The sequence below is a fragment of the Nocardia sp. NPDC004860 genome (assembly GCF_040609015.1).
Classification (GTDB): domain Bacteria; phylum Actinomycetota; class Actinomycetes; order Mycobacteriales; family Mycobacteriaceae; genus Nocardia.
The window spans coordinates 105,311-125,830 of sequence record NZ_JBEXJI010000012.1; the positions used below are offsets into that span (position 1 = coordinate 105,311).

General features: G+C 68.7%; 15 protein-coding genes. 4 read left to right on the forward strand and 11 right to left on the reverse strand.

The window, feature by feature from the left end; all coding sequences use genetic code 11:
• Positions 1 to 58 precede the first annotated feature (58 nt).
• Positions 59 to 1,288: an acyl-CoA dehydrogenase family protein gene (locus tag ABZV44_RS22475; protein WP_354839378.1), complete on the forward strand. Its 1,230-nt coding sequence runs from the start codon at positions 59 to 61 to the stop codon at positions 1,286 to 1,288.
• An 8-nt stretch (positions 1,289 to 1,296) separates the two neighbouring features.
• Here the strand turns inward: ABZV44_RS22475 and hutH are convergent, their stop codons facing one another.
• The 5 genes from hutH to hutU all read right to left on the reverse strand — a co-directional run bounded on the left by hutH (position 1,297) and on the right by hutU (position 8,298).
• A complete protein-coding gene (hutH, locus tag ABZV44_RS22480) occupies positions 1,297 to 2,886 on the reverse strand; it encodes a histidine ammonia-lyase (RefSeq protein WP_354839381.1) in 1,590 nt (529 codons plus the stop codon).
• Positions 2,887 to 2,950: 64 nt separating this feature from the next.
• The gene (locus ABZV44_RS22485) at positions 2,951 to 4,360 is read right to left on the reverse strand and encodes an amino acid permease (RefSeq protein ID WP_354839383.1); all 1,410 of its coding nucleotides are present in this window, start codon (positions 4,358 to 4,360) and stop codon (positions 2,951 to 2,953) included.
• Between the two features lie 117 nt (positions 4,361 to 4,477).
• Complete coding sequence (gene hutG / locus ABZV44_RS22490) at positions 4,478 to 5,437, reverse strand: formimidoylglutamase (RefSeq protein WP_354839386.1); 960 nt, start codon at positions 5,435 to 5,437, stop codon at positions 4,478 to 4,480.
• Entirely contained in the window at positions 5,434 to 6,621 is a 1,188-nt protein-coding gene (gene hutI, locus ABZV44_RS22495; protein WP_354839388.1) for an imidazolonepropionase, read from the reverse strand. The genes hutG and hutI overlap by 4 nt, the downstream gene beginning before the upstream one ends.
• 6 nt (positions 6,622 to 6,627) lie before the next feature.
• Positions 6,628 to 8,298: a urocanate hydratase gene (gene hutU, locus ABZV44_RS22500; RefSeq protein ID WP_354839391.1), complete on the reverse strand. Its 1,671-nt coding sequence runs from the start codon at positions 8,296 to 8,298 to the stop codon at positions 6,628 to 6,630.
• A gap of 197 nt (positions 8,299 to 8,495) precedes the next feature.
• Between hutU and hutC the strand changes: the two genes are divergently transcribed.
• The gene (gene hutC / locus ABZV44_RS22505) at positions 8,496 to 9,251 is read left to right on the forward strand and encodes a histidine utilization repressor (protein ID WP_354839730.1); all 756 of its coding nucleotides are present in this window, start codon (positions 8,496 to 8,498) and stop codon (positions 9,249 to 9,251) included.
• A 5-nt stretch (positions 9,252 to 9,256) separates the two neighbouring features.
• On the opposite strand, the gene ABZV44_RS22510 is transcribed toward hutC, so the two are convergent.
• Together ABZV44_RS22510 and ABZV44_RS22515 are read right to left on the reverse strand one after the other, a co-directional pair.
• Positions 9,257 to 12,601, reverse strand: coding sequence for an NAD-glutamate dehydrogenase domain-containing protein (locus ABZV44_RS22510; RefSeq protein WP_354839394.1), 3,345 nt, complete (start codon positions 12,599 to 12,601; stop codon positions 9,257 to 9,259).
• 83 nt (positions 12,602 to 12,684) lie between these two features.
• Positions 12,685 to 13,482, reverse strand: coding sequence for an IclR family transcriptional regulator (locus tag ABZV44_RS22515; RefSeq protein WP_354839397.1), 798 nt, complete (start codon positions 13,480 to 13,482; stop codon positions 12,685 to 12,687).
• Between the two features lie 141 nt (positions 13,483 to 13,623).
• Between ABZV44_RS22515 and ABZV44_RS22520 the strand changes: the two genes are divergently transcribed.
• Positions 13,624 to 14,046 (forward strand): hypothetical protein, encoded by a 423-nt coding sequence (locus ABZV44_RS22520; RefSeq protein ID WP_354839400.1) that lies wholly within the window; start codon positions 13,624 to 13,626, stop codon positions 14,044 to 14,046.
• A 63-nt stretch (positions 14,047 to 14,109) separates the two neighbouring features.
• Here the strand turns inward: ABZV44_RS22520 and ABZV44_RS22525 are convergent, their stop codons facing one another.
• Entirely contained in the window at positions 14,110 to 15,000 is an 891-nt protein-coding gene (locus ABZV44_RS22525; protein WP_354839403.1) for a DUF5995 family protein, read from the reverse strand.
• A gap of 117 nt (positions 15,001 to 15,117) precedes the next feature.
• Between ABZV44_RS22525 and ABZV44_RS22530 the strand changes: the two genes are divergently transcribed.
• Positions 15,118 to 15,603 (forward strand): peptidylprolyl isomerase, encoded by a 486-nt coding sequence (locus tag ABZV44_RS22530; RefSeq protein ID WP_354839406.1) that lies wholly within the window; start codon positions 15,118 to 15,120, stop codon positions 15,601 to 15,603.
• 108 nt (positions 15,604 to 15,711) lie between these two features.
• Here ABZV44_RS22530 and ABZV44_RS22535 read toward each other — a convergent pair whose 3' ends face one another.
• The 3 genes from ABZV44_RS22535 to ABZV44_RS22545 form a co-directional block, all read right to left on the reverse strand.
• Positions 15,712 to 16,779: an acyl-CoA desaturase gene (locus ABZV44_RS22535; protein ID WP_354839408.1), complete on the reverse strand. Its 1,068-nt coding sequence runs from the start codon at positions 16,777 to 16,779 to the stop codon at positions 15,712 to 15,714.
• Positions 16,780 to 17,246: 467 nt separating this feature from the next.
• Entirely contained in the window at positions 17,247 to 18,710 is a 1,464-nt protein-coding gene (locus tag ABZV44_RS22540) for an NAD(P)/FAD-dependent oxidoreductase (RefSeq protein ID WP_354839410.1), read from the reverse strand.
• Positions 18,707 to 20,491: a DUF3556 domain-containing protein gene (locus ABZV44_RS22545; protein ID WP_354839413.1), complete on the reverse strand. Its 1,785-nt coding sequence runs from the start codon at positions 20,489 to 20,491 to the stop codon at positions 18,707 to 18,709. Before ABZV44_RS22545 ends, ABZV44_RS22540 begins: the two co-directional genes overlap by 4 nt.
• Positions 20,492 to 20,520: the final 29 nt, after the last annotated feature.

Genomic DNA, 20,520 nt, shown 5'->3' on the forward strand with positions numbered 1-20,520 from the left:
TCTAGAACGTGTTCTATATTCGGAGGAACTGTTCCGCGAGCCCTCGGGAGTTCACTTCATGTACCAGTGGTCCGACGAAGACCTGATGTTCCGCGACGCGCTGCGCGGATTCATCGACAAGGAGATCAAGCCCAACGTCGAGCAGCTGGAAAGTGGTGCGCTGCCGCCCTTCGACACCATCCGCAAGCTGTACGCGACCTTCGGCCTGGACGAGCTCGCCCGGGAAGGGCTGGACAAGGCCTTCGCGCGGGAAGAGGGTGGCGCCGAGAACAAGCCGGGCAAGTCCGGCGGCGGGTTCAGCGGATCGGGCAGCATGGGCGTGATCCTGAACAGTGAGCTGGCCGGCATCAGCCTGGGCCTGGTGGCCTCGATGGGCGTGAGCCTCGGCCTCACCGTCGGCACCATTCGCAGCCGCGGCACCCTGGCACAGAAGAAGCGCTGGCTGCCCGAGCTGGTCACCTTCGAGAAGGTCGGCGCCTGGGCCATCACCGAACCCGATTCGGGCTCGGACGCGTTCGGCGGCATGAAGTCCTACGTCCGCCGCGACGGCGAGGACTACATCCTCAACGGCCGGAAGACCTTCATCACCAACGGCCCGTACGCGGACGTCACCGTCGTCTACGCCAAGCTGGACGAGGAGGACGGCACCGACCGCCGCGACCGCAAGGTGCTCACCTTCGTGCTCGACAAAGGCATGCCCGGCTTCACCCAGAGCGCCGCCTTCAAGAAGATGGGCATGAACTCCTCGCCCACCGGCGAACTGTTCTTCGACAATGTCCGCATCACCCCCGACCGGCTGCTCGGCGAAACCGAGAATCCGGCCAAGGGCGACGGAAAGGACAGTGCCAAGGAGTCTTTCGCCGCCGAGCGCATCGGCATCGCCTCGCTGGCGTTGGGCATCATCAACGAATGCCACCGGCTCAGCGTCGATTACGCGAAGTCGCGCAAGCTGTGGGGCAAGGAGATCGCCCAGTTCCAGCTCATCCAGCTCAAGCTGGCCGAGATGGAGATCGCGCGAATCAATGTGCAGAACATGGTGTTCAACGCCATCGAGCGCACCGCCGCGGGCGAGAAGGTCTCCCTCGCCGAGGCCTCGGCCATGAAGCTGTACTCCTCGCGCGCGGCCACCGAGGTCGCCATGGAGGCCGTGCAGCTCTTCGGCGGCAACGGCTACATGGCCGAGTACAAGGTGGAGCAGCTCGCCCGCGACGCCAAGTCGCTCATGATCTACGCGGGCAGCAACGAAATTCAGGTCACCCACATCGCCAAGGGCCTGCTCGGCGGGTAACCCCGCACTCAGGACAGCGGGCCCACCACGGATTCGGCGCCGGCCAGCAACTCGCCCGAGGCCGCCAGCTGCACGACCGCTTCGATCTCCGGTGCCAGGTAGCGGTCGGCGCCCGGTCCCTCGACCACCTCGCGAATCCGATCGCGGACCGCGGCGGTCGCGGGGGACGGTTCCAGCGGAGCCCGCAGATCCAGGGCGCGGGCCGCGGTGAGGGCCTCGATGGCCAGCACCCGGGTCAGGCCGTCGATGGCGCGGCGCAGTTTGCGAGCCGCGGACCAGCCCATCGACACATGGTCCTCCTGCATCGCCGAGGAGGGGATCGAGTCCACGCTCGCGGGCGCGGCCAGGCGCTTGAGCTCGGAGACGATCGCGGCCTGGGTGTACTGGGCGATCATGTGGCCGCTGTCGACGCCGGGATCGTCGGCCAGGAACGGCGGCAGGCCGTGGTTGCGGGCCCGGTCCAGGAAGCGGTCGGTGCGGCGCTCGCTGATGCTGGCCACATCGGCGACGACGATGGCCAGGAAGTCCAGCACGTAGGCCACGGGCGCGCCGTGGAAGTTGCCGTTGGACTCCACCCGGCCGTCGAGGGTGACCACCGGATTGTCCACGGCACTGGACAATTCGTAGGACGCGATCCGTTCGGCGTGCGCGAGGGTGTCGCGCGCGCCGCCCGCGACCTGCGGGGCACAGCGCAGCGAGTAGGCGTCCTGCACCACCGTGCAGTCGGGGGTCGCGTGGCTGGCCACGATGCCCGAACCCTGCAGCAGCCGAACCATGTTCGAGGCCGCGAGCGCCTGACCCGGCTGCGGGCGCAGGGCCTGCAGGTCGGCGGCGAACACCTTGTCGGTGCCCATCAGGCCCTCGACGCTCATCGACGCGGTCACGTCGGCCAGGCGGAAGAGCCGGTGCAGGTCGTGGCAGGCCAGCACGAGCATGCCGAGCATGCCGTCGGTGCCGTTGATCAGCGCCAGGCCCTCCTTCTCCGCGAACACCACCGGCTCGAGGCCGGCCGCGGCCAGCGCCTGCGCGGCGGGCATGAGCGTGCCCTCAGCGTCGCGGACCATGCCCTCACCCATCACCGCGAGGGCGACGTGCGACAGGGGAGCCAGGTCGCCGGAACAACCGAGGCTGCCGTACTCGTGCACGACCGGCGTGATCCCCGCCGACAGCAGCGCGGCGTACGCCTGGGCGACCTCCACGCGCACGCCGGTCCGGCCGGTCGCCAGCGTGGACAGCCGCAGCAGCATGAGGGCACGGATCACCTCACGCTCGACCTCGGGTCCCGAACCGGCCGCGTGCGAGCGAACCAGGCTGCGCTGCAACTGAGTTCGCAGTTCCAGCGGAATGTGCCGGGTGGCCAGGGCGCCGAAACCGGTCGATACGCCATAGACCGGCTTCGGGTCGGCCGCCAGCGCCTCGATCCGGGCGCGGCTCGCCGTGATCACGGTGAGCGCGTCCTCCGACAGCCGCACGGTGGCATTGCCACGGGCGACCCGGACCACGTCCTCGGGGGTGAGGGCGCCGACGCCGACGACGACTTCGGTGTCGGATGCCGCCGCGGCGTGCTGCTCGGAAAGCCGGAGGGTGTTCGCGTTCATCGTGTTGTCGTCCAATCCAATCTGCGGTCAGGGAAGAGTTCTGCGCTCAGGAAGAGCTGTGCGGTCAGGGAAGAGCGATTTCGGGCGCCGGGTCCGTGAGGGCCACCGGTGCGGGTTGCGTTGCGGGCCGGACCCACAGCCGGTAGGCCGCGGCGAGCAGAACCAGCCACACGGCTCCGACGATGAGCGCCACCCGGGTGTCGGCGTCGAAGGCGAGCAGGACGATCACGAACGCCAGGCCCGCGATGGCGAAGATCGGCAGGTAGGGCCACAGCGGCACCGGGAACTTCACCGCGGCAGCCTCTTCCGCGCTCATCTGCCGGCGCGAGCGGAAGTGGGACACCAGGATCATCAGCCAGACGAAGACCGTGGCGAAGGTGGCGATGGAGGCGATGACCACGAAGACCCGGTCCGGGATCAGGTAGTTGAGCACCACGCCGACCAGCAGGGCCGACACCATGATCACGACGGTCATCCACGGCACACCGTTGCGGGAGACCCGCCGCATCACGGCCGGGGCCTGCCCGCGCAGGGCCATGCCGTACATCATCCGGCCCGCGCCGAAGATATTGCTGTTGATGGCCGACAGCGCGGCCGTGATCACCACGACGTTCAGCACGGTCGCCGCCGACCCCAGCCCCAGGCTCTTGAAGATCTGCACGAACGGGCTGCCCTCGTCGCCGATCTGGTTCCACGGCGTGACGGCCATGATCACGGTCAGGGTCAGGACGTAGAACAACATGATCCGTGCGGGGACAGTATTGATAGCCCGCGGAATCGTCCGCTCGGGATTCTCCGCCTCGCCCGCGGTGACGCCGATGATCTCCGAACCGCCGAACGCGAACATGACGATCGCGAAGCACCCGAGGAAGCCGCCCACGCCATTGGCGAAGAATCCGCCTTCGGCGTGCAGGTTGGACAGGCCGGTGCTGGTGTCATGGATGCCGAATCCCCAGATCAGCACGGCGGTTCCGCCCGCGATCATGGCGATGATCGCGACCACCTTGATCAGGCTGAACCAGAACTCGAGCTCGCCGAACACCTTGACGTTGAGCAGGTTGATCGCGCCGATGAAGAAGACGATCGCCAGCACCCAGATCCACCGGGGGACATCCGGGAACCAGAACCCCATGTAGACACCGAAGGCGGTGGTGTCGGCCAGCAGCACGATGACCATCTCGAAGATGTAGGTCCAGCCGGTCATGAACCCGGCCAATGGACCGATGTGCTGGCTGGCGTACTCACCGAACGATCCGGACACCGGGTTGCGGACCGCCATTTCGCCCAGCGCCCGCAGCACGATGAAGATCACGGCGCCGCCGATCAGGTAGGCCAGCAGCACCGAAGGGCCGGCCTGTTTGATCGCCTCGGCCGACCCGTAGAACAGGCCGGTGCCGATCGCCGAACCCAGTGCGATGAATCGGATGTGGCGAGCGGTGAGACCCCGGGTCAGGGTCGAGGAGATGTCTTTCACGGATCGGACTCCCTGGTGTTGTTCATAACGCAGCCCGACAGGGATTGTGAGTGCGTTCACATATGTATAGGGCTGTCTATACAACTGTGTCAAGAGTGGGTAGTTACACAACGGCAACTAATGTAGTTGGCCGTCGCACCGAGTCACGATCCGGTGGATCAGCCGAGCGGCGGTGCGCGCGGTCCGGTGGTCGATATCGAGCTCCGGATTCAGCTCCGCCACATCCAGCAGCGCCAGCTTGCCGCTGCCCGCGACCAGGTCACACACCCGCTCGATCACCTCGAGCGGCACGCCGTACGCGGCCGGAGCACTGACCCCGGGCGCGACCGGTGCGGGGAGGACATCCAGGTCAATGGTCAGATACACGACATCGACGGTGGCCAGGAACTCTTCGACGAAACCCCGCACCCCGGGCATATCCGCCACGGTGCAGTCCTCGTCGAGCCGATAGCGCACTCCCAGCGTCGCGGCGGTGTCGAACAGTGCCACGGTGTTGCTCGGCTGCGAGATGCCGAGCACCGCATAGTTGAGCACCCGCCCGGCTGCCGCCTCATCCTCGGCCATCTGCCGGAACGGGGTCCCGGAACTGGGCGTCGGGTCGGCACGCAGATCGAAATGGGCATCGAGGTTGAGCACGCCCAGTCGCGCCCCGGCCGCGACCGCGGCCCCGGCGGCGATGCCGAGATAGCTGGCGTAGGCCACCTCGTGCCCACCGCCGAGCACCGTCACGAAATGCCCGCCGTCGAGCAATTCGGTCACCACCGCGCCCAATCGCCGCTGACCGGATTCGAGATCCCCGTCCTCGACCGCGACGTCACCGGCGTCCATGACGCGTGCCGGGCCGGGTAGCGCCATGGACGACAGTGCCTGCCGCAGGGCGGCCGGGCCGGCGGCAGCTCCGGTCCGCCCCTTGTTGCGGCGGACCCCCTCATCGCTGCGGAATCCGACCAGAACGCTTGCCCCGGGCGGGGTTTCGGGGGTGAACGGGGATATCGCGCTGTGCCAGCGCAGATGTGCCGGGCCCGGGCCGTCGTCGCGACCGGACCAGGGGGCGGGCGGATGATCGACAGCGGTCACAGCCGGTGCCCGTCCTTCCAGATCTCGCGCACCAGCGCGACTCCCGGCCGGTATGCCAGATACAGGTGCGAGGGTGCGTCCAGTGCGATCAGATCGGCCCGTGCGCCGACCCGGATGTGCCCGATATCGTTGCGCCGCAATGCCGCTGCGCCGCCGGCGGTCGCCGCCCACACGGCTTCGTCGGGGCTCATGTGCATTTCGCGCACGGCCAGTGCGATGCAGAACGGGATGCTCGTGGTGTAGCAGGTGCCCGGATTGCAGTCGGCGGCCAGCGCGACGGTCACGCCCGCGTCGAGCAGGGCTCGTGCGTCGGGATATTTGTTGCGCGTGGAGAAGTCGGCTCCCGGCAGCAGGGTGGCGACCGTGCTGCTCGCCGCCAGCGCCTCGATGTCCTCGCCGGTGGTGTAGGTGACGTGATCGACCGAGGCCGCGCCCAGCTCCGCCGCCAGCTGGACACCGGCGCCGTAGCTGAGCTGGTTGCCGTGCACTCGCGGCGTGAGCCCGGCCGCGATACCGGCCTCGAGCACGGCACGCGACTGGTCGGCGTCGAAGGCGCCCTCCTCGCAGAAGACGTCGATCCAGCCGGCGTGCGAAGCGCACGCGGGAATCATCTCGTCGATGACCAGCCGCACGTAATCGTCGGTGCGACCGGCGAATTCCGGCGGCGTGACATGCGCTGCCAGCAGGGTCGTCTCCGACGTGTGCCGGGCGGCGATCTCGAGGCTCCGCAACTCGTCGGCAACGGTCTGCCCGTAGCCCGACTTCGTTTCGATCGTGGTGGTTCCGGTCCGCAGGGCCTCGGCGACCAGCCGCGCGACATTGGCGCTCAGCGTCGAGTCGGTGGCCGCCCGGGTCGCGGCGATGGTCGTCCGGATGCCGCCCGCGCTGTACGGTGCGCCCGTCATGCGGGCCGCGAATTCCTCCGACCGCTCACCGCCGAACACCAGATGCGCATGGCTGTCGACGAATCCGGGCAGGGCGGCGCGGCCTTCCAGGTCCACCCGGGTGCCGGCGCTGCCCTCGGGCAGATGCGTCCGCGGGCCGACCCACTGGATCAGGCCGTTGCCGAGCACTACCGCCGCATCCCGGATCACGCCGAGCGGGCCCGCGCCGATCTCGGGATCATTGGTCATCAGGGCGCCGATATTGTCGATGACCGTCCACTGCCCGGATTCGTTGTGCATGTGAGTTCAGTTCTCCTGCATCGGGATTCGGACGCCGCGCGTGGCGGCGACATCGGCCGCGTGCTGGTAGCCGGCGTCGACGTGGCGGATCACGCCCATGGCGGGATCGTTGGACAGCACCCGCTCGAGCTTGCGGGCGGCCAGTTCGGTGCCGTCGGCGATGCACACCTGCCCGGCGTGGATGGAACGGCCCATGCCCACTCCGCCGCCGTGGTGGATCGACACCCATGATGCCCCGGACGCGGTGTTGACCAGGGCATTGAGCAGCGGCCAGTCGGCGATGGCGTCGGAGCCGTCGGCCATGGCCTCGGTCTCGCGATAGGGGGAGGCGACGGAACCGGAGTCCAGGTGGTCGCGGCCGATGGCGACCGGCGCCGACAGCTCCCCGGAGGCGACCATCTCGTTGAACTTGAGTCCCGCCCGGTGGCGTTCGCCGTAGCCGAGCCAGCAGATGCGGGCGGGCAGGCCCTCGAAGTGGACCTTCTCCCCGGCCATGGTGATCCACCGCTCGAGGTGCTCGTTCTCCGGGAACAGCTCGAGGATGGCCTGGTCGGTGGCGGCGATGTCCTTCGGGTCGCCGGACAGGGCAGCCCAGCGGAACGGGCCCAGGCCCTCTTCGAACAGCGGCCGGATGTAGGCGGGCACGAATCCCGGGAATTCGAAGGCCCGCTCGTAGCCGCCCTTGCGCGCCTCGTCGCGGATGGAGTTGCCGTAGTCGAACACCTCGGCGCCGGCGTCCTGGAAGCCGACCATGGCCTCGACGTGGGCGGCCATGGACTTGCGGGCCTCGGTGGTGAACCAGGCGGGATCCTCGGCGGCGCGGCGGTGCCAGTCGGCCACGTCGACGCCGATCGGCAGGTAGGAGAGCGGGTCGTGGGCCGAGGTCTGGTCGGTGACGATGTCGATCGGCGCGCCCATGGCGAGCAGGCGCGGGAAGATCTCCGCGGCATTGCCGACCACGCCGATGGACAGCGGTTCCCGCGCGTCGCGCTTCTGGATGGCCAGTTCCAGTGCGGCTTCGAGGTTTTCGGCCTTGGTGTCGAGGTAGCCGTGCGCGATGCGGCGATCGATGCGGGTGACGTCGACGTCGACGCACAGCGCCACGCCGTCGTTCATGGTCACCGCGAGCGGCTGCGCGCCGCCCATGCCGCCGACGCCGGCGGTCAGGGTGATGGTGCCGGCGAGAGTGCCGCCGAATCGCTTGCGCGCCACCGCGCCGAAGGTCTCGTAGGTGCCCTGGAGGATGCCCTGGCTGCCGATGTAGATCCACGAGCCCGCGGTCATCTGGCCGTACATCATGAGGCCCTCGGCCTCGAGCTTGCGGAACTGCTCCCAGTTGGCCCAGTCGCCGACGAGGTTGGAGTTGGCCAGCAGGACGCGCGGCGCCCATTCGCTGGTGCGCATCACGCCGACCGGCTTGCCGGACTGAACCAGCAGCGTCTCATCGTCTTTCAGGGTGGTCAGCGTGCGCACGATGGCGTCGTAGGCATCCCAGCTGCGGGCGGCGCGGCCGGTTCCGCCGTAGACGACCAGATCGTCGGGACGCTCGGCGACCTCGGGGTCGAGGTTGTTCATCAGCATGCGCAGGGCGCCCTCCTGCTGCCAGCCGAGGCAGTTCAGTTCGGTGCCGCGCGGCGCACGGACCGGGCGGGGGCCGGACGTGGGGTTGGTGGTCATCGGGACTCCTGTGTATGGGCTGATCGTGACGCCCATAACACCCCGGATTCGATGCCTGGAACAGCGTCGGCGCGAGAGATTCTCGGATCCGAGACACCTGACCGCTGCGGGGCGCCGCCGGAGCGCCGATACACTTGGGCCCGAACGGGCGGGTGTCCACCGATGGGCAGGATGTGGAACAGGTGACGAATGTGGCGATGGACGAGGTGGATATCGCGTCGCTGTATCGGGCTCGCGGCCGTGGAGCAGCCCCGGCGTATCAGCGCGTCAAGGATCTGATCACCGAGCAGATCGTCTCGGGGCGCTGGCGGGAGGGCGAGCTGCTGCCGTCGGAGAATCAGCTGGTCGGTGCACTGGGACTGTCGCGCATGACGATCAATCGCGCGCTGCGGGAGCTGAGCGCCGACGGTCTGGTGGTCCGGCTGACCGGTGTCGGCACGTTCGTGGCCGAGCGGAAGGTCAGTTCGGCGCTGGTCGAGGTGCGCAATATCGCCGACGAGATCGGGGACCGGGGACACCGGCATCGGGCCGAGGTGGTGTCGCTGGAGCGGCGCCCGGCGGATTCGGTGATCGCGCAGGATCTCGGCATCGCCGAGGGCAGCCCCGTATTCCATTCGAAGCTGGTGCATTTCGAGGACGGGCTGCCCATCCAGCTCGAGGATCGCTTCGTGAATCCCGAGTTCGCGCCGCGCTACCTGGAACAGGACTTCACGACCACGACACCCAACACCTACCTGGTGTCGGTGGCTCCGCTCGGTCGTGGCGAGCATGTGGTGGAGGCGGTGCTGCCGACTCCCGACGAGTGCGCCCTGCTCGGGCTCACCGAGTCGGAGCCGTGTCTGCTGATCCGCCGTCGTACGTGGTCGGAGGATCGGCTGGTCAGTTCGGCGCGGCTGCTGCATCCCGGTTCCCGCTACCGGCTCGCGGGAACCTTCGACGCGCAGACTTCCTGAGGTAATTACCCCGTGCGGACCAGGCCGCGGATCTGACGCACCGCCACGGACATGGCGGCCACGTCGGCGGCCGGGCTCTCGAGGATTTCGGTGAGGGTGGAGCTGGTCCGGTGGATGCGGGTGGCGTTGCGGGTCGCCCACCGGGCGATGGTGTCGGCGGGCGGCTCGGCGGGATCGGGCCGGTCCGCCAGCAGCGCCAGGCACAGCAGGCGCAGGGATCCGTAGAGGTCGTCGCGCAGGGCCAGGCGGGCCATCGAACCCCAGCGGTCCTCGGTGGACAGTCGCGAAACCGATTGCAGCAGGCGCACTGTGCCCAGCTGCTGGCTCAGCGCGTAGTACAGCCCGGCCACGTCGGCCACCTCGTGACCGCCCGCGTCGGCGACCTCGATGATGTCGAGCAACCCGAACTGGTCGAGCAGCAGGTGCACCCGGGCGGCCAGCTCGTGCGGCACCCCGGCGTCGATCGAGTCGGCGATGCGGCCGTGCAGGTCTGCCAGTTCACGGTCGCGCAGCCATTCCGGGACCAGGTGGGCGTGTGCCGCCAGTCGCGGGGCGAATCTGCCGGTCTCGGTGGCGATGTCGAGTGGCTGCGGGCGGTTGGCCAGCAGCCAGCGCACCGCCCGGTCGAGCACCCGCTGCGTGGCGCGGACGAGCCCATTGGTGACCGCCGCCGGCAGTCCGCCGGCGGCGATGTCGTCCCAGAGGCGGTGTAGCCCGAAGATGCGGGTGGCGACGAGATAGGCGCGCACCACGTCCGGCCCGCCGGCCGCGGAGTCCTCGGCCAGCCGGAAGACGACACTGATTCCGCCGTGGTCGATCACATCGTTGGCGAGCTGCGTCGCCACGATTTCGCGGTGCAGCGGGTGCTCGGACACGCTGTCGCCGAAGCGTTCTCGCAGTGAGGCGGGGAAGTAGGCGAGCAGATGATCGTGCATCGCGGCGTCGTCGGGCAGGTCGCCGGCGAGCAGTTCGTCCTTGACCGCGAGTTTGGCGTGCGCCAGCAGGGTCGCCAGTTCCGGGGAGGTCAGACCGCGCCCGCTGTCGGCGCGCCGGGTGAGCTCGTTCTCGTCGGGCAGCGCCTCCAGGGCCCGGACCAGTCCGCGCCGGGCCTCCAGCTGCGCGATCATGCGGGCGTGCACGCCGATGCGGGCAGCCGCGTCGGCCCGGCTCACGCCCAGGACCCGGTTCTGGGAACGATTGTCCCGCAGGACGATCCGGCCGACCTCGGCGGTCATGTCGGCCAGCAGGCGGTCACGTTCGGCCCGGTCGACCCGGCCCGCGGACATCATGCCGTCCAGCAGAATCTTGATGTTCACTTCGTGGTCGGAGCAGTCGACCCCGGCCGAGTTGTCCAGGGCGTCGGTGTTGATTCTGCCTCCGCCGCAGGCGTATTCGATGCGGCCGCGCGCGGTGAATCCGAGGTTGCCGCCCTCGCCGACCACGGTGGCCCGCACGTCGGCGGCGTTCACCCGCACGCCGTCATTGGCCTTGTCGCCGACGTCGGCGTGTGATTCGGTGGCGGCCTTGACGTAGGTACCCACGCCGCCGTTCCACAGCAGGTCGACGGGTGCGCGCAGGATCGCGCGGATGACCTCGTTCGGTGGCGCCGCCGTGACCGACTCCGGAAGCCCCAGTGCGGCACGGACTTCGGGACTCAGGGGCACCGTTTTCGCCGATCTCGGCCACACCCCGCCGCCGGCACTGATGAGGGTGGGATCGTAGTCCGCCCAGGACGAGCGGGGTAGTTCGAACAGTCGCCGGCGTTCGGCGTAGGAGACCGCTGCCCGCGGCCGCGGGTCGAGGAAGATGTGCCGGTGGTCGAACGCGGCGACCAGCCTGATGCGCTCGCTGAGCAGCATGCCGTTGCCGAAGACATCGCCGCTCATATCGCCGATCCCGGCCACCGTGAAGTCGGCGGTGCTGGTGTCGCGGCCCATTTCGTGGAAGTGGCGTTCGACGCTCTCCCACGCGCCGCGGGCGGTGATGCCCATCGCCTTGTGGTCGTAGCCGACCGATCCGCCCGAGGCGAACGCGTCGCCGAGCCAGAAGCCGTAGCCCGCCGCGACCTCGTTGGCGATGTCGGAGAAGGTCGCGGTGCCCTTGTCCGCGGCCACCACCAGGTAGGTGTCGTCGCCGTCGTGGCGGACGACGTCTCGGGCCGGGAGCACGGCTCCCGTGGCCGCGTCGATATTGTCGGTGACGTCGAGCAGTCCGGCGATGAACTGCCGGTAGCAGGCGATGCCCTCGGCCAGGTGGGCGGCGCGGTCGGCCGCGTCGTCGCCGGTGGGCCGCGGGGGTTGCCTGACGACGAATCCGCCCTTGGCGCCGACCGGCACGATGACGGCGTTCTTCACCGCCTGCGCCTTGACCAGTCCGAGGACCTCGGTGCGCAGGTCCTCCTTGCGGTCCGACCAGCGCAGGCCGCCGCGCGCCACGGCGCCGAACCGCAGATGCACGCCCTCGACCCGGGGCGAGTAGACGAAGATCTCGAATCGTGGCCTGGGATGGGGGAGTTCGTCGATTCGCTGCGGGTCCAGCTTGATCGACAGTGCCGTCGCCTTGCCGTCGCGCACGAAGTAATTGGTGCGCAGCGTGTTTCGCACCAGCGTGGTGAGGGCGCGCAGAATGCGGTCCGCTTCGAGCCCGACGACCCGGCCGATGGCGTCGTTCAGCCGGTCGGTCACGCCGGCCTCGGCGGCTGCGGTGTTCCCGTCCGGCGCGAACCGCGCGTGGAACAGGTCGGTCAGCAGCCGCGCGGATTCGGGATGTGCGGCAAGGACTTCCGCGATCCGTTCCGGGCTGTACGGGAATCCGCTCTGCCGCAGGTACTTCGCGTACGCCCGCAGTACCGACACCGGACGCCAGGCCAATCCCGCGCCCAGCACCAGGCGGTTGAAGGTGTCGCTCTCGGCGTCGCCCCGCCAGGCGGCGGCGAAGGCTTCGGTGAAGCGGGCGTGCGTGCCGTCGTCGGGTGCCGGTTCGCTGTCGAATGCCAGGCCGAAGTCGTATATCCAGCATTGGTTTCCGGCCGAATCGTCGACCGGGTAGGTGCGTTCGTCCAGGACTTCCACGCCGAGGGACTGGATGACCGGCAGGATGCGGCTGAGCGAGACGGCCGCGCCGGCGATGTAGAGCGTGAGCCGTAACCGTCCGCGCGCCCGTCCGGTGGGTGGGTGCAGGGCCACGTCGTACGAGCCGGGGTGCAGCGTTTCGATGCGGGCGATGTCGGCGGCGGCCCGGGCGGGGTCGAAATCGTGTTTGTACCACTCGGGCAGGGACCGGGAGTACGCCTTCGCCAGGGTGTGGTCTGCCAGCTGTGCGTAGAGGTCGTCGTCCCAGTCCTGCGTCATTGTCGGAAATCTCCCCGTTGCGGCGGTTGTATATACAACAACATACAACTGCTGTGAGGGGCCTCACAAGCAGGGGAGCCGGGTCACCGCGCTACCGGTGCCTGTCCCGCGATTCGCGAGGTCAGGCGCTCCGCACCCCACCGCAGGGCCTGGCCCACCACCTCCGGCTCGGGATAGGACAACGTGCGCCACGTGGTGCTGAGGGCCGCGACCGGACGGCTGTTGTGGTCGAACACCGCCGTGCCGACCGACCGCAGGCCCGCCGTCACCAGTTCCACCTCCTCGGCCCAGCCGCGGGCGCGGATCTGTTCCAGGTCCCGGCGCAGCTCGGTCAAGGTCCGGGGCCCGCGCCCGGTGCGGGTGATGAAGTCGGAACGCTTGGCGTACAAGGCTTTTACCTGGGCATCGGGCAGCGAGGCGAGAATCGCCCGCCCGTTCGCGGTCAGATGCGACGGCAGCCGAACCCCGATATCGGTGATCAGCGAGACCTCCGCGGCCGGACCGGAGCCGGGGCGTTCCTTGAGCAGGTAGACGGTCTCGTTGCCGTGCAGGATGCCCAGATGCACGGCCTGCCCGAGCTGCCTGGCCAGCTGGTGCAGAATCGGCTGAGCCAGCCGTTCCAGCGGTTCGTGGCGCAGGTAGGCCGAGCCGATCTCGAAGGACGTCACGCCCAGCCCGTAGGCCTGTTCGCCCGGCACGTACACCACGAATCCGCGGTCCACCAGCACCGACAGGATGTGGTAGACCGACGAGCGCGGCAGCCCCAGATCGCGGGCGAGTGCCGCGGCCCGGACCGGGCCCGGACCCTGGGCCAGTCGGACGAGGATGTCGAGCGCCCGACCGACCGCCGGCGACGTGGTCGAAACCGAAGATGGGGCCATGCCCCGGATTCTGCCAGCGACGCGGAATCGGCAGTGGCGACGGCGAAGTGGGTCTCGGGCAATCCGTTCCGATCGCAACAGTGAAGCGTTATCGTTTCTCATTGCTCACGCTGTCGTGAGCGATACGTGAGGAGCACAACCATGAAGAATTCCCGCCGAGCCGGAATCGGCGCGACGACGTTCGGCGCCGCGGCTGCCGTCGCCGCCCTGACCGCCCCCGATGCGAGCGCGCTGGTCACCGGAATCACGGTCAGCGGCAGCCAGGTCTGCGTCAACCAGGCCACCACCGTCACCGTCGCCGTCACCGCGACCTCGTTCCTGTTCGACGTGTCGCTGACCGACAATGACACCCAGGTCGGCAACTCCAAGGTGTCCAACAGCCAGGCCACCTTCAGCTGGACGCCCACCACCACCGGTTCCCACACGCTCAAGGCGACGCAGGAGGTGGTCAGCACCAAGACCACCACCGTCAACGTCGTCGACTGCACCCCGTCGGGTGGCGGCTCCGGCTCCTCGGCGTCCAACCCCCTCGCGGGACTCCTCAGCAGCCTCTCGGCCCAGTGAGCCGGTAGCGCGATCCAGGCGAAAGCCGCTGCCGGGCAGTGGCTTTCGCCTCGCGATGCGATCTCAGATTCCGTTGAACCCGGCCAGGATGTCGAACGCGCGTTCCGCGGTCTGCCGCTCCAGCTCGATCTCCGCGGCCGTCGCCGTCGTCAGCGCGGGGTTCGCGAGGGCGAGTCCGTTGGCGAAGATCGTCACATTGGCCCCGAGGTCGGCGGCGACCAGCAGCGGCTTGGTGGCGACTCCCTGGCCCAGCACCTGATCGAGTCCTTCGCCGAAGAAGTAGAACCGCCACAGCGGGCCCATGTTCGCCCGGTAGATCCGGTCGGTCCGCTCGGTGATGACATCGCCGGTCTGGGCGATGCCGGCCACGATCTTGAAGTAGTCCCCGGCGTCGGCAGGTGTCGATCCGGCCTCGGCGACCGCCCGTGGCAGATCGACGATCAGATGCGCGTTGTAGCCGGCGAGCGCGACCCGGCCGGGTGAGGCCGCGCAGTCCGTGGCGAGCGCGAAGTAGTTGGCCCAGTGCGGTTCCGGCGTGCCGCCGCTGAACTCGGCATGCACATTGTCGAGGAACCGGCGCAGCAGATCGAAGCTGACCCGGTGCGCGTACTCCGGGTCGGCGAATGCTTGCGGATCGCGCTGCAGGGGCAGCACCGCTTGCTGCTCGACGACGTCCAGACCGGTGGCGAAGCTGCCCCGGCGGTCCGCGTGCTGCTCGAGGATCTGCGTGATCAGGTGGTCGCGGGACACGGCGTCCTCGAGCCGCGCGAGTTCGTCGTCGCCGGCGAGCGTGCCGGTATCGGCGAGCCGGGCGATCTCGTCGTTCTCCGCGGCGGACAGGGTGGTCGCGCATTCCGGTGTGGACGGTGGTGCGGCGAGTGCGGTCGCGGGCGCGACCACTGCGGTGGCGGAAACGGACAGTGCGGCAACGAAATGCCAAAATGCATCGGGCACGATGGGGTTCATAGCAGTGGCGGCCCGCGAGCGCCCGGCGGACACGCCGAGCAGGCGCCGGAAAGTTGACGGGATACATTTGCGCGGTCCGGATTCCTCTGTGAAAGGGTTACCGCCATGTCTATCGCCGCTGACAAGGTTGTCTCCATCGAATACACGCTGAAGGCCGATGACGGCGAGGTGCTGGACACTTCCGTCGGCGAGGCGCCGCTGGTGTATCTGCACGGCGCGGACAACATCGTCCCGGGCCTGGAGCAGGCCCTCGAGGGCAAGAGCACCGGCGACGAGCTGGTCGTCGTGGTGGAGCCCGAGGACGCCTACGGTGAGTACCTGGCCGAGCTGGTCAGCGCCGTGCCCCGCGACATGTTCGAGGGCGTGGACGAGCTCGAGCCCGGGATGGAGTTCCACGCCGAGGCGCCGGACGGCGATTCGCAGATCGTCATCGTCCGCCAGGTCGACGGCGACGAGGTGACCATCGACGCCAACCATCCGCTGGCCGGTCAGCGCTTGCACTTCACCGTCAAGGTCGTCGACATCCGCGATGCGAGCGAGGACGAACTCGCCCACGGCCACCCGCACGGCGAGGACGACCACGACCACTGAGGTAGGCGCGCTGTCCGCCATGGTCACCCCGCGGTGTCCGCCGGCAGCCGCGAACCTGCCGTCGTGCCACGGCCTCGTCCGAAAAGCGGCTGGATAGCTCGGTCCGCGCTATTCGGAGCGGGTGTGGCGGGCGACGGCGTTCAGGTGGCGCAGGGCTTGGCTGTAGGACGCGACGAGGGAGGTCTCGGCGTAGGGGATGGCGAGTTCGGCGCAGCAGGCTCGGACCAGGGGTTGGGCGCTGCGGAGGGCTGGTCGGGGCATGGAGGGGAAGAGGTGGTGTTCGATCTGGTAGTTGAGTCCGCCCAGCGCGAGGTCGATCAGGGGCCCGCCGCGTACGTTCCGGGAGGTCAGGACTTGCCGGCGGAGGAAGTCGGTGTTGTCGCCGGCGGGGAGAACGGTCATGCCTTTGTGATTGGGCGCGAAGGTGCAGCCCATGTAGAAGCCGAACAGGCCCTGCTGGACAGCGATGAAGGCCAGCGCCTTGACCGGTGACAGCGCCAGGAAGACCGCGGCCGGGTAGGCGATCGCGTGTGCGGAGAGCAATGCGCCCTCCCGGATACGGTGTGGGATCGGCCATTTCAACACGGCGCGCACGCTCGAGTTGTGCAGGCTGCCCGCCTCGAGGAACAGCATCGGGAAGAAGAGCCAGGCCTGGTAGCGAAAGACGAAGCGCCGCCAGCCTTTTCCGGTGACCGCTCGTTCGCCGGAGTGGGCCAGGATTCCCGCGACGTCGGGGTCCGCGCCCTCGGTGTTGGGGTGTGCGTGATGGCGGTTGTGATTGCTGGTCCACCAGCCGATGCTGACCCCGGTGGCGAGATTGCCGACGATGAGCCCGTACAGATGGTTGGCCCGGCGGGTTCGGAAGATCTGTTTGTGCCCGGCATCATGTCCGAGGAACGCGAGCTGCGCGAAGACAGCGGCCAGGAAGACCGCGGTGCCCAGCTGCCACCACGAGTCGCCGAGCACCCACAGTGCCGCCCATCCGGCCGCGAAAGCCGTTGCGGTGAACGCGGTTTTCCACCCGTAATACCGCATTCGGCGGTCGAGCAGACCCGCCTGCCGTACCTGCCGCAACAAGGCCGCGTACTCACTACCACGCGTCGGCGCGGATTCGGCCATCACCGGTCGCGGGATCTCCTGCACCGCCGGCCGGTGTCGTACCGTCTCGATTACCAAGGGTTCTGCACATCCTGCTGTCGTGGTGTCCAGCGATCGCTCCGCGAGCGCCCGCCGCCGCACGGGATTCCGAATTCGGCCCCGGGCCGCGCACGGCACCGCCAGCGGGCCCGCGCACCCGGCACCAGCGTGTCGCGCCGCGGCCACCATCAGGTGAACGAACATACGAAGCACCAACACATCTGCATGACGTTTTCGCGACCGTTCCCGATCCAGCGGCCGAACGCCGACCGTCCGCTACCTCGGGATCGACGTTCTTCTCGGACAGGAAGGTGACCAGAGTGTTGAAGATGCGTTTGTCGACGATCTTCACGACTCGCGCAGACGATTGGTCCGATCGATGAATTCCTATGCCGTCCAATGGTAATGAGTGCGCAGTCGCTTGGCCGTCCAGCGGGCAGCACAGTGCGGACGGCGATACCGTCCGGACATGATCATGGTTCGGCCGGACAGCGGCCTGGTCTCGCTCACGGAGCACTCCTGGTCGTCGAGGTGGTGGCGTCCTGGTGCGAGAGCGGCCCGCGCAGCCGGCGCAGGGCCCGTTCGGCGGCGTTGACGCCGCACATGCCGTGCGCGCCGGGGCCGGGCGGGGTGGCCGCAGAGCACAGGTAGTGGCCGGGAATGCCGATGTCATAGGGCCGCAGGGTTTTCCGGGGACCGAACAGCAGCTGGGGGATGTCCTTGGCGCCGGTCATGATGTTGCCGCCGACGAAGTTGGGATTCTCGTCGGCGAATCCGGCGGGGGAGCGGTGCGACCGGCCGACCACCCGCTCCCGGAAACCCGGGGCGAAGCGCTCGATCTGAGCGATGACCGCCTCGGTGGCGTCGCCGGTATAGCCATGGGGGACATGGGCATAGGTCCACACCGGGTGCACCGAGCCGACGGAACGCTGCGGATCGGCCAGGTACTGCTGGCCCACCAGCACGAACGGGCGCTGCGGCATCCGGCCCGCGTGGATGTCGCGTTCCCCGGCGGCGATCTCTGCGAACGGACCGCCCAGGTGCACGGTGCCCGCGCGGCGGGCCGCGGCGGCCGTCCAGGGGACGCCGCCCTCCACGGCGAAGTCGACCTTGAACGCACCTGGCCCGTACCGGAATCGCCGGTAGGTGGCGGCGATTCGCGGTGGTAGCCGGTCGCCGAGGATCTCCGCGAGCGCGGTCGGCGCCACATCCCAGACGGTGATGTCCGACGGCGGCAGCTCCGCCGCGGAGCGCACCCGGACCCCGGTCTCGATGGTGCCGCCGTGATCGGCCAGGGCCGTCGCCATGGTGTCGGCGATCCGCTGGGAGCCGCCGACCGCCACCGCCCAGCCGTACCGGTGCCCGGCGGTGAGGATGCCCAGCCCGATACTCGCGCTCAGCGGCCGGTCCAAGGGGTGGAAGGCGTGCGCGGCGACCCCGCCGAACAAGGCTCGCCCCTGGTCGGTGCGGAAGGCCCGCGCCAGCAGTGCGGCGGGCGCGGCCGCGGGAATTCCGAAGCGCGCCAACCGGAACGGATGACGCGGGATCCGCAGCAGCGGCCGCATGATGTCAGTGCCGAGGTCGTCGTAGCCGGCGACCGGTCCCTCGAACAGTAGTCGCCACAACCGTTCGTCGTCGCCGAGACCGACGGCGGTGTCGCCGACCGAACGATGCAGGACACCGGCGCTGCCGTCGTCGAGCGGGTGGACGCAGTCGAGTTCGGGCCGCGCCCACCGCAATCCGTAGCGTTCCAGGTCGATACGGCGGAACAGTGGCGACCCCACGGCCATCGGGTGGATGGCCGAGCAGTGGTCGTGCAGCAGTCCGGGCACGATGGCCTCGTGTGAGCGGGTCCCGCCGCCGATCGTGCCGGCGGCCTCGAGCACCGTCACCTCGATCCCGGCGAGGGCCAGGATGAGGGCTGCGGCCAGTCCATTGGGTCCGCTGCCGACCACCGTCGCCGTCGTCATCGGCTCGCCCCGACCACGGGTTCATCGTCGTGCCGCCAGGTCACCGTGTGCGGGATGGGCCCGTCGGGCAGCCAGGGCAGCGCCTCGACCGCGTCGGCGACCTCCCAGGTTCCGCGTTCGATCACCCCGAGCGCGGCGTCGATGACCACGTAGGCCTGGGTGCCCTTGTGAATCGGCTGGGACTCCACCCACACCACGATCCATTCCCCAGGTGCGAATCCGGCCCGGGCCTGGACCGCGTCGATGAGATCGCGATTGTGCAGGTGGCCGTCACCGAAGTTGAAACCGATCAACGAGTTGCACGCGAACTCGGCTTCCCGCACGGTCCAGTTGTCGAGATCGGGAATGTGCTTGTACAGCAGGGAGAACAGGCCACGGCCCTGGCTGTGCATGGAACGCCAGGCGATGGTCTGCTGCATGGTGATCTCGGCGACCGCCGGGTCGTAGCCCATGGCCAGCAGCTGATCGACCTGGTTGAGCGCGGGCCGATGCGCGATCGTGTTCAGCTTCGCCTCCGCGCCGGGAGCGAAGGCCCACAGCGCCGAGGCCCAGTTCCCGGCGTACTGGCGCATCGAGGGCAGGAAGGACACCAGGTCCGGGCGCAGATTGCCCAGCACCGGGAAGAAGGCCAGAGCGGCCACGATGGCCACGGTGAGCCACGGTGAGGACATGGCGAACACCCCGTAGCCGCCGGAGTTGGGGAAGCCGAGGAACAGGAACACCGTCAGGTAGGCGAACAGGATGTTCCATTCCAGCGGCACGGCCAGCGGGAAGGTGGAGGTGATGAACAGGTGGAAGATCACCATGACGGCCACCGCGGCCAGGGTCAGCCAGCGGTCGGTCGAGAACAGCAACACGATGGGGGTGATCACCTCGACGGTGGTGCCGCCGACGTGAGCCATGAACGAGGCCAGGCCCGAGGGGCGGATATCGCGCGGAAAGTCCCGGTAGTGGGCGCGTTTGATCGACGTGAACGGCATGGTCGGGCTGTTGGAGACCATCGGCGGCACCACGTTGGTGAAGTGCTTGCCGAACTTGGAGACGCCCGCGCCGATCCACACGATCACGATGAGCAGCTTGGCGGCGATGATCATGTCGGTGAACGGCAGCACCGCGAAGAACACCAGTGCGGGCAGATACTGCTCGCCGCGGGCGGCCAGGAAGATCGTCTTGTCGCGCAGGCCGCACAGCACGTACAGCACGATCGGCGCGATCAGCAGGGCGGGCCGCACGAGTCCGGAGGTATTGTCCGGCAACGCTTCCAGCAGCGACGCGGTGGTGCGGCCGGGCGCTAGCAGGGCCAGGGCCAGCGAGGCCAGGAAGCCGACGTAGAGGATCACGTCGAGCAGGGTGCGGGTATCGCCGTCGGTCATCGGCACTCGGCGCCAGGGACGTAGCCGGATGGTGCCGGGCTGGGCGAAATACCGTGCGCCGCCGGTCATCGGCTTGAATTTGCCCGCCAGCGGGCCCCACGAGCCGGCGACGCCGATCGCCTCGAGCAGCACCGTCCACAGCACCAGCTTCTGGTAGACGATCGGCTGGTTCCACCACTGCGTCACGTCCCAGAACGGTCCTGCGCCCGAGGTTGCGGTGGCGACCGCCACGCCACCGATCATGTAGAGCACCAGCACTTTCACCAGATAGATCGTGTGGATCATCTTCGGCGTGCCGAAACCGTATTCCGCCCAGTGCAGTGCCAGTAGCCGAATGCGTTCGCGCAGTGGCAGATCCAGAAATGTCTCCGTGTCCACCGGCGGGAAATCTCCCGTCTTGAATCCCATGGCTCGATCCCTTCTTCCGTGCTCCGGGC

Excerpts from the sequence above, each read along its gene's own strand:
- ABZV44_RS22475 (WP_354839378.1), top strand. The coding sequence starts at position 59 with ATGTACCAGTGGTCCGACGAAGACCTGATGTTCCGCGACGCGCTGCGC.
- hutH (WP_354839381.1), bottom strand. The coding sequence starts at position 2,886 with ATGAACGCGAACACCCTCCGGCTTTCCGAGCAGCACGCCGCGGCGGCA.
- hutI (WP_354839388.1), bottom strand. The coding sequence starts at position 6,621 with ATGCACAACGAATCCGGGCAGTGGACGGTCATCGACAATATCGGCGCC.
- hutU (WP_354839391.1), bottom strand. The coding sequence starts at position 8,298 with ATGACCACCAACCCCACGTCCGGCCCCCGCCCGGTCCGTGCGCCGCGC.
- hutC (WP_354839730.1), top strand. The coding sequence starts at position 8,496 with ATGGACGAGGTGGATATCGCGTCGCTGTATCGGGCTCGCGGCCGTGGA.
- ABZV44_RS22510 (WP_354839394.1), bottom strand. The coding sequence starts at position 12,601 with ATGACGCAGGACTGGGACGACGACCTCTACGCACAGCTGGCAGACCAC.
- ABZV44_RS22515 (WP_354839397.1), bottom strand. The coding sequence starts at position 13,482 with ATGGCCCCATCTTCGGTTTCGACCACGTCGCCGGCGGTCGGTCGGGCG.
- ABZV44_RS22520 (WP_354839400.1), top strand. The coding sequence starts at position 13,624 with ATGAAGAATTCCCGCCGAGCCGGAATCGGCGCGACGACGTTCGGCGCC.
- ABZV44_RS22530 (WP_354839406.1), top strand. The coding sequence starts at position 15,118 with ATGTCTATCGCCGCTGACAAGGTTGTCTCCATCGAATACACGCTGAAG.
- ABZV44_RS22540 (WP_354839410.1), bottom strand. The coding sequence starts at position 18,710 with ATGACGACGGCGACGGTGGTCGGCAGCGGACCCAATGGACTGGCCGCA.
- ABZV44_RS22545 (WP_354839413.1), bottom strand. The coding sequence starts at position 20,491 with ATGGGATTCAAGACGGGAGATTTCCCGCCGGTGGACACGGAGACATTT.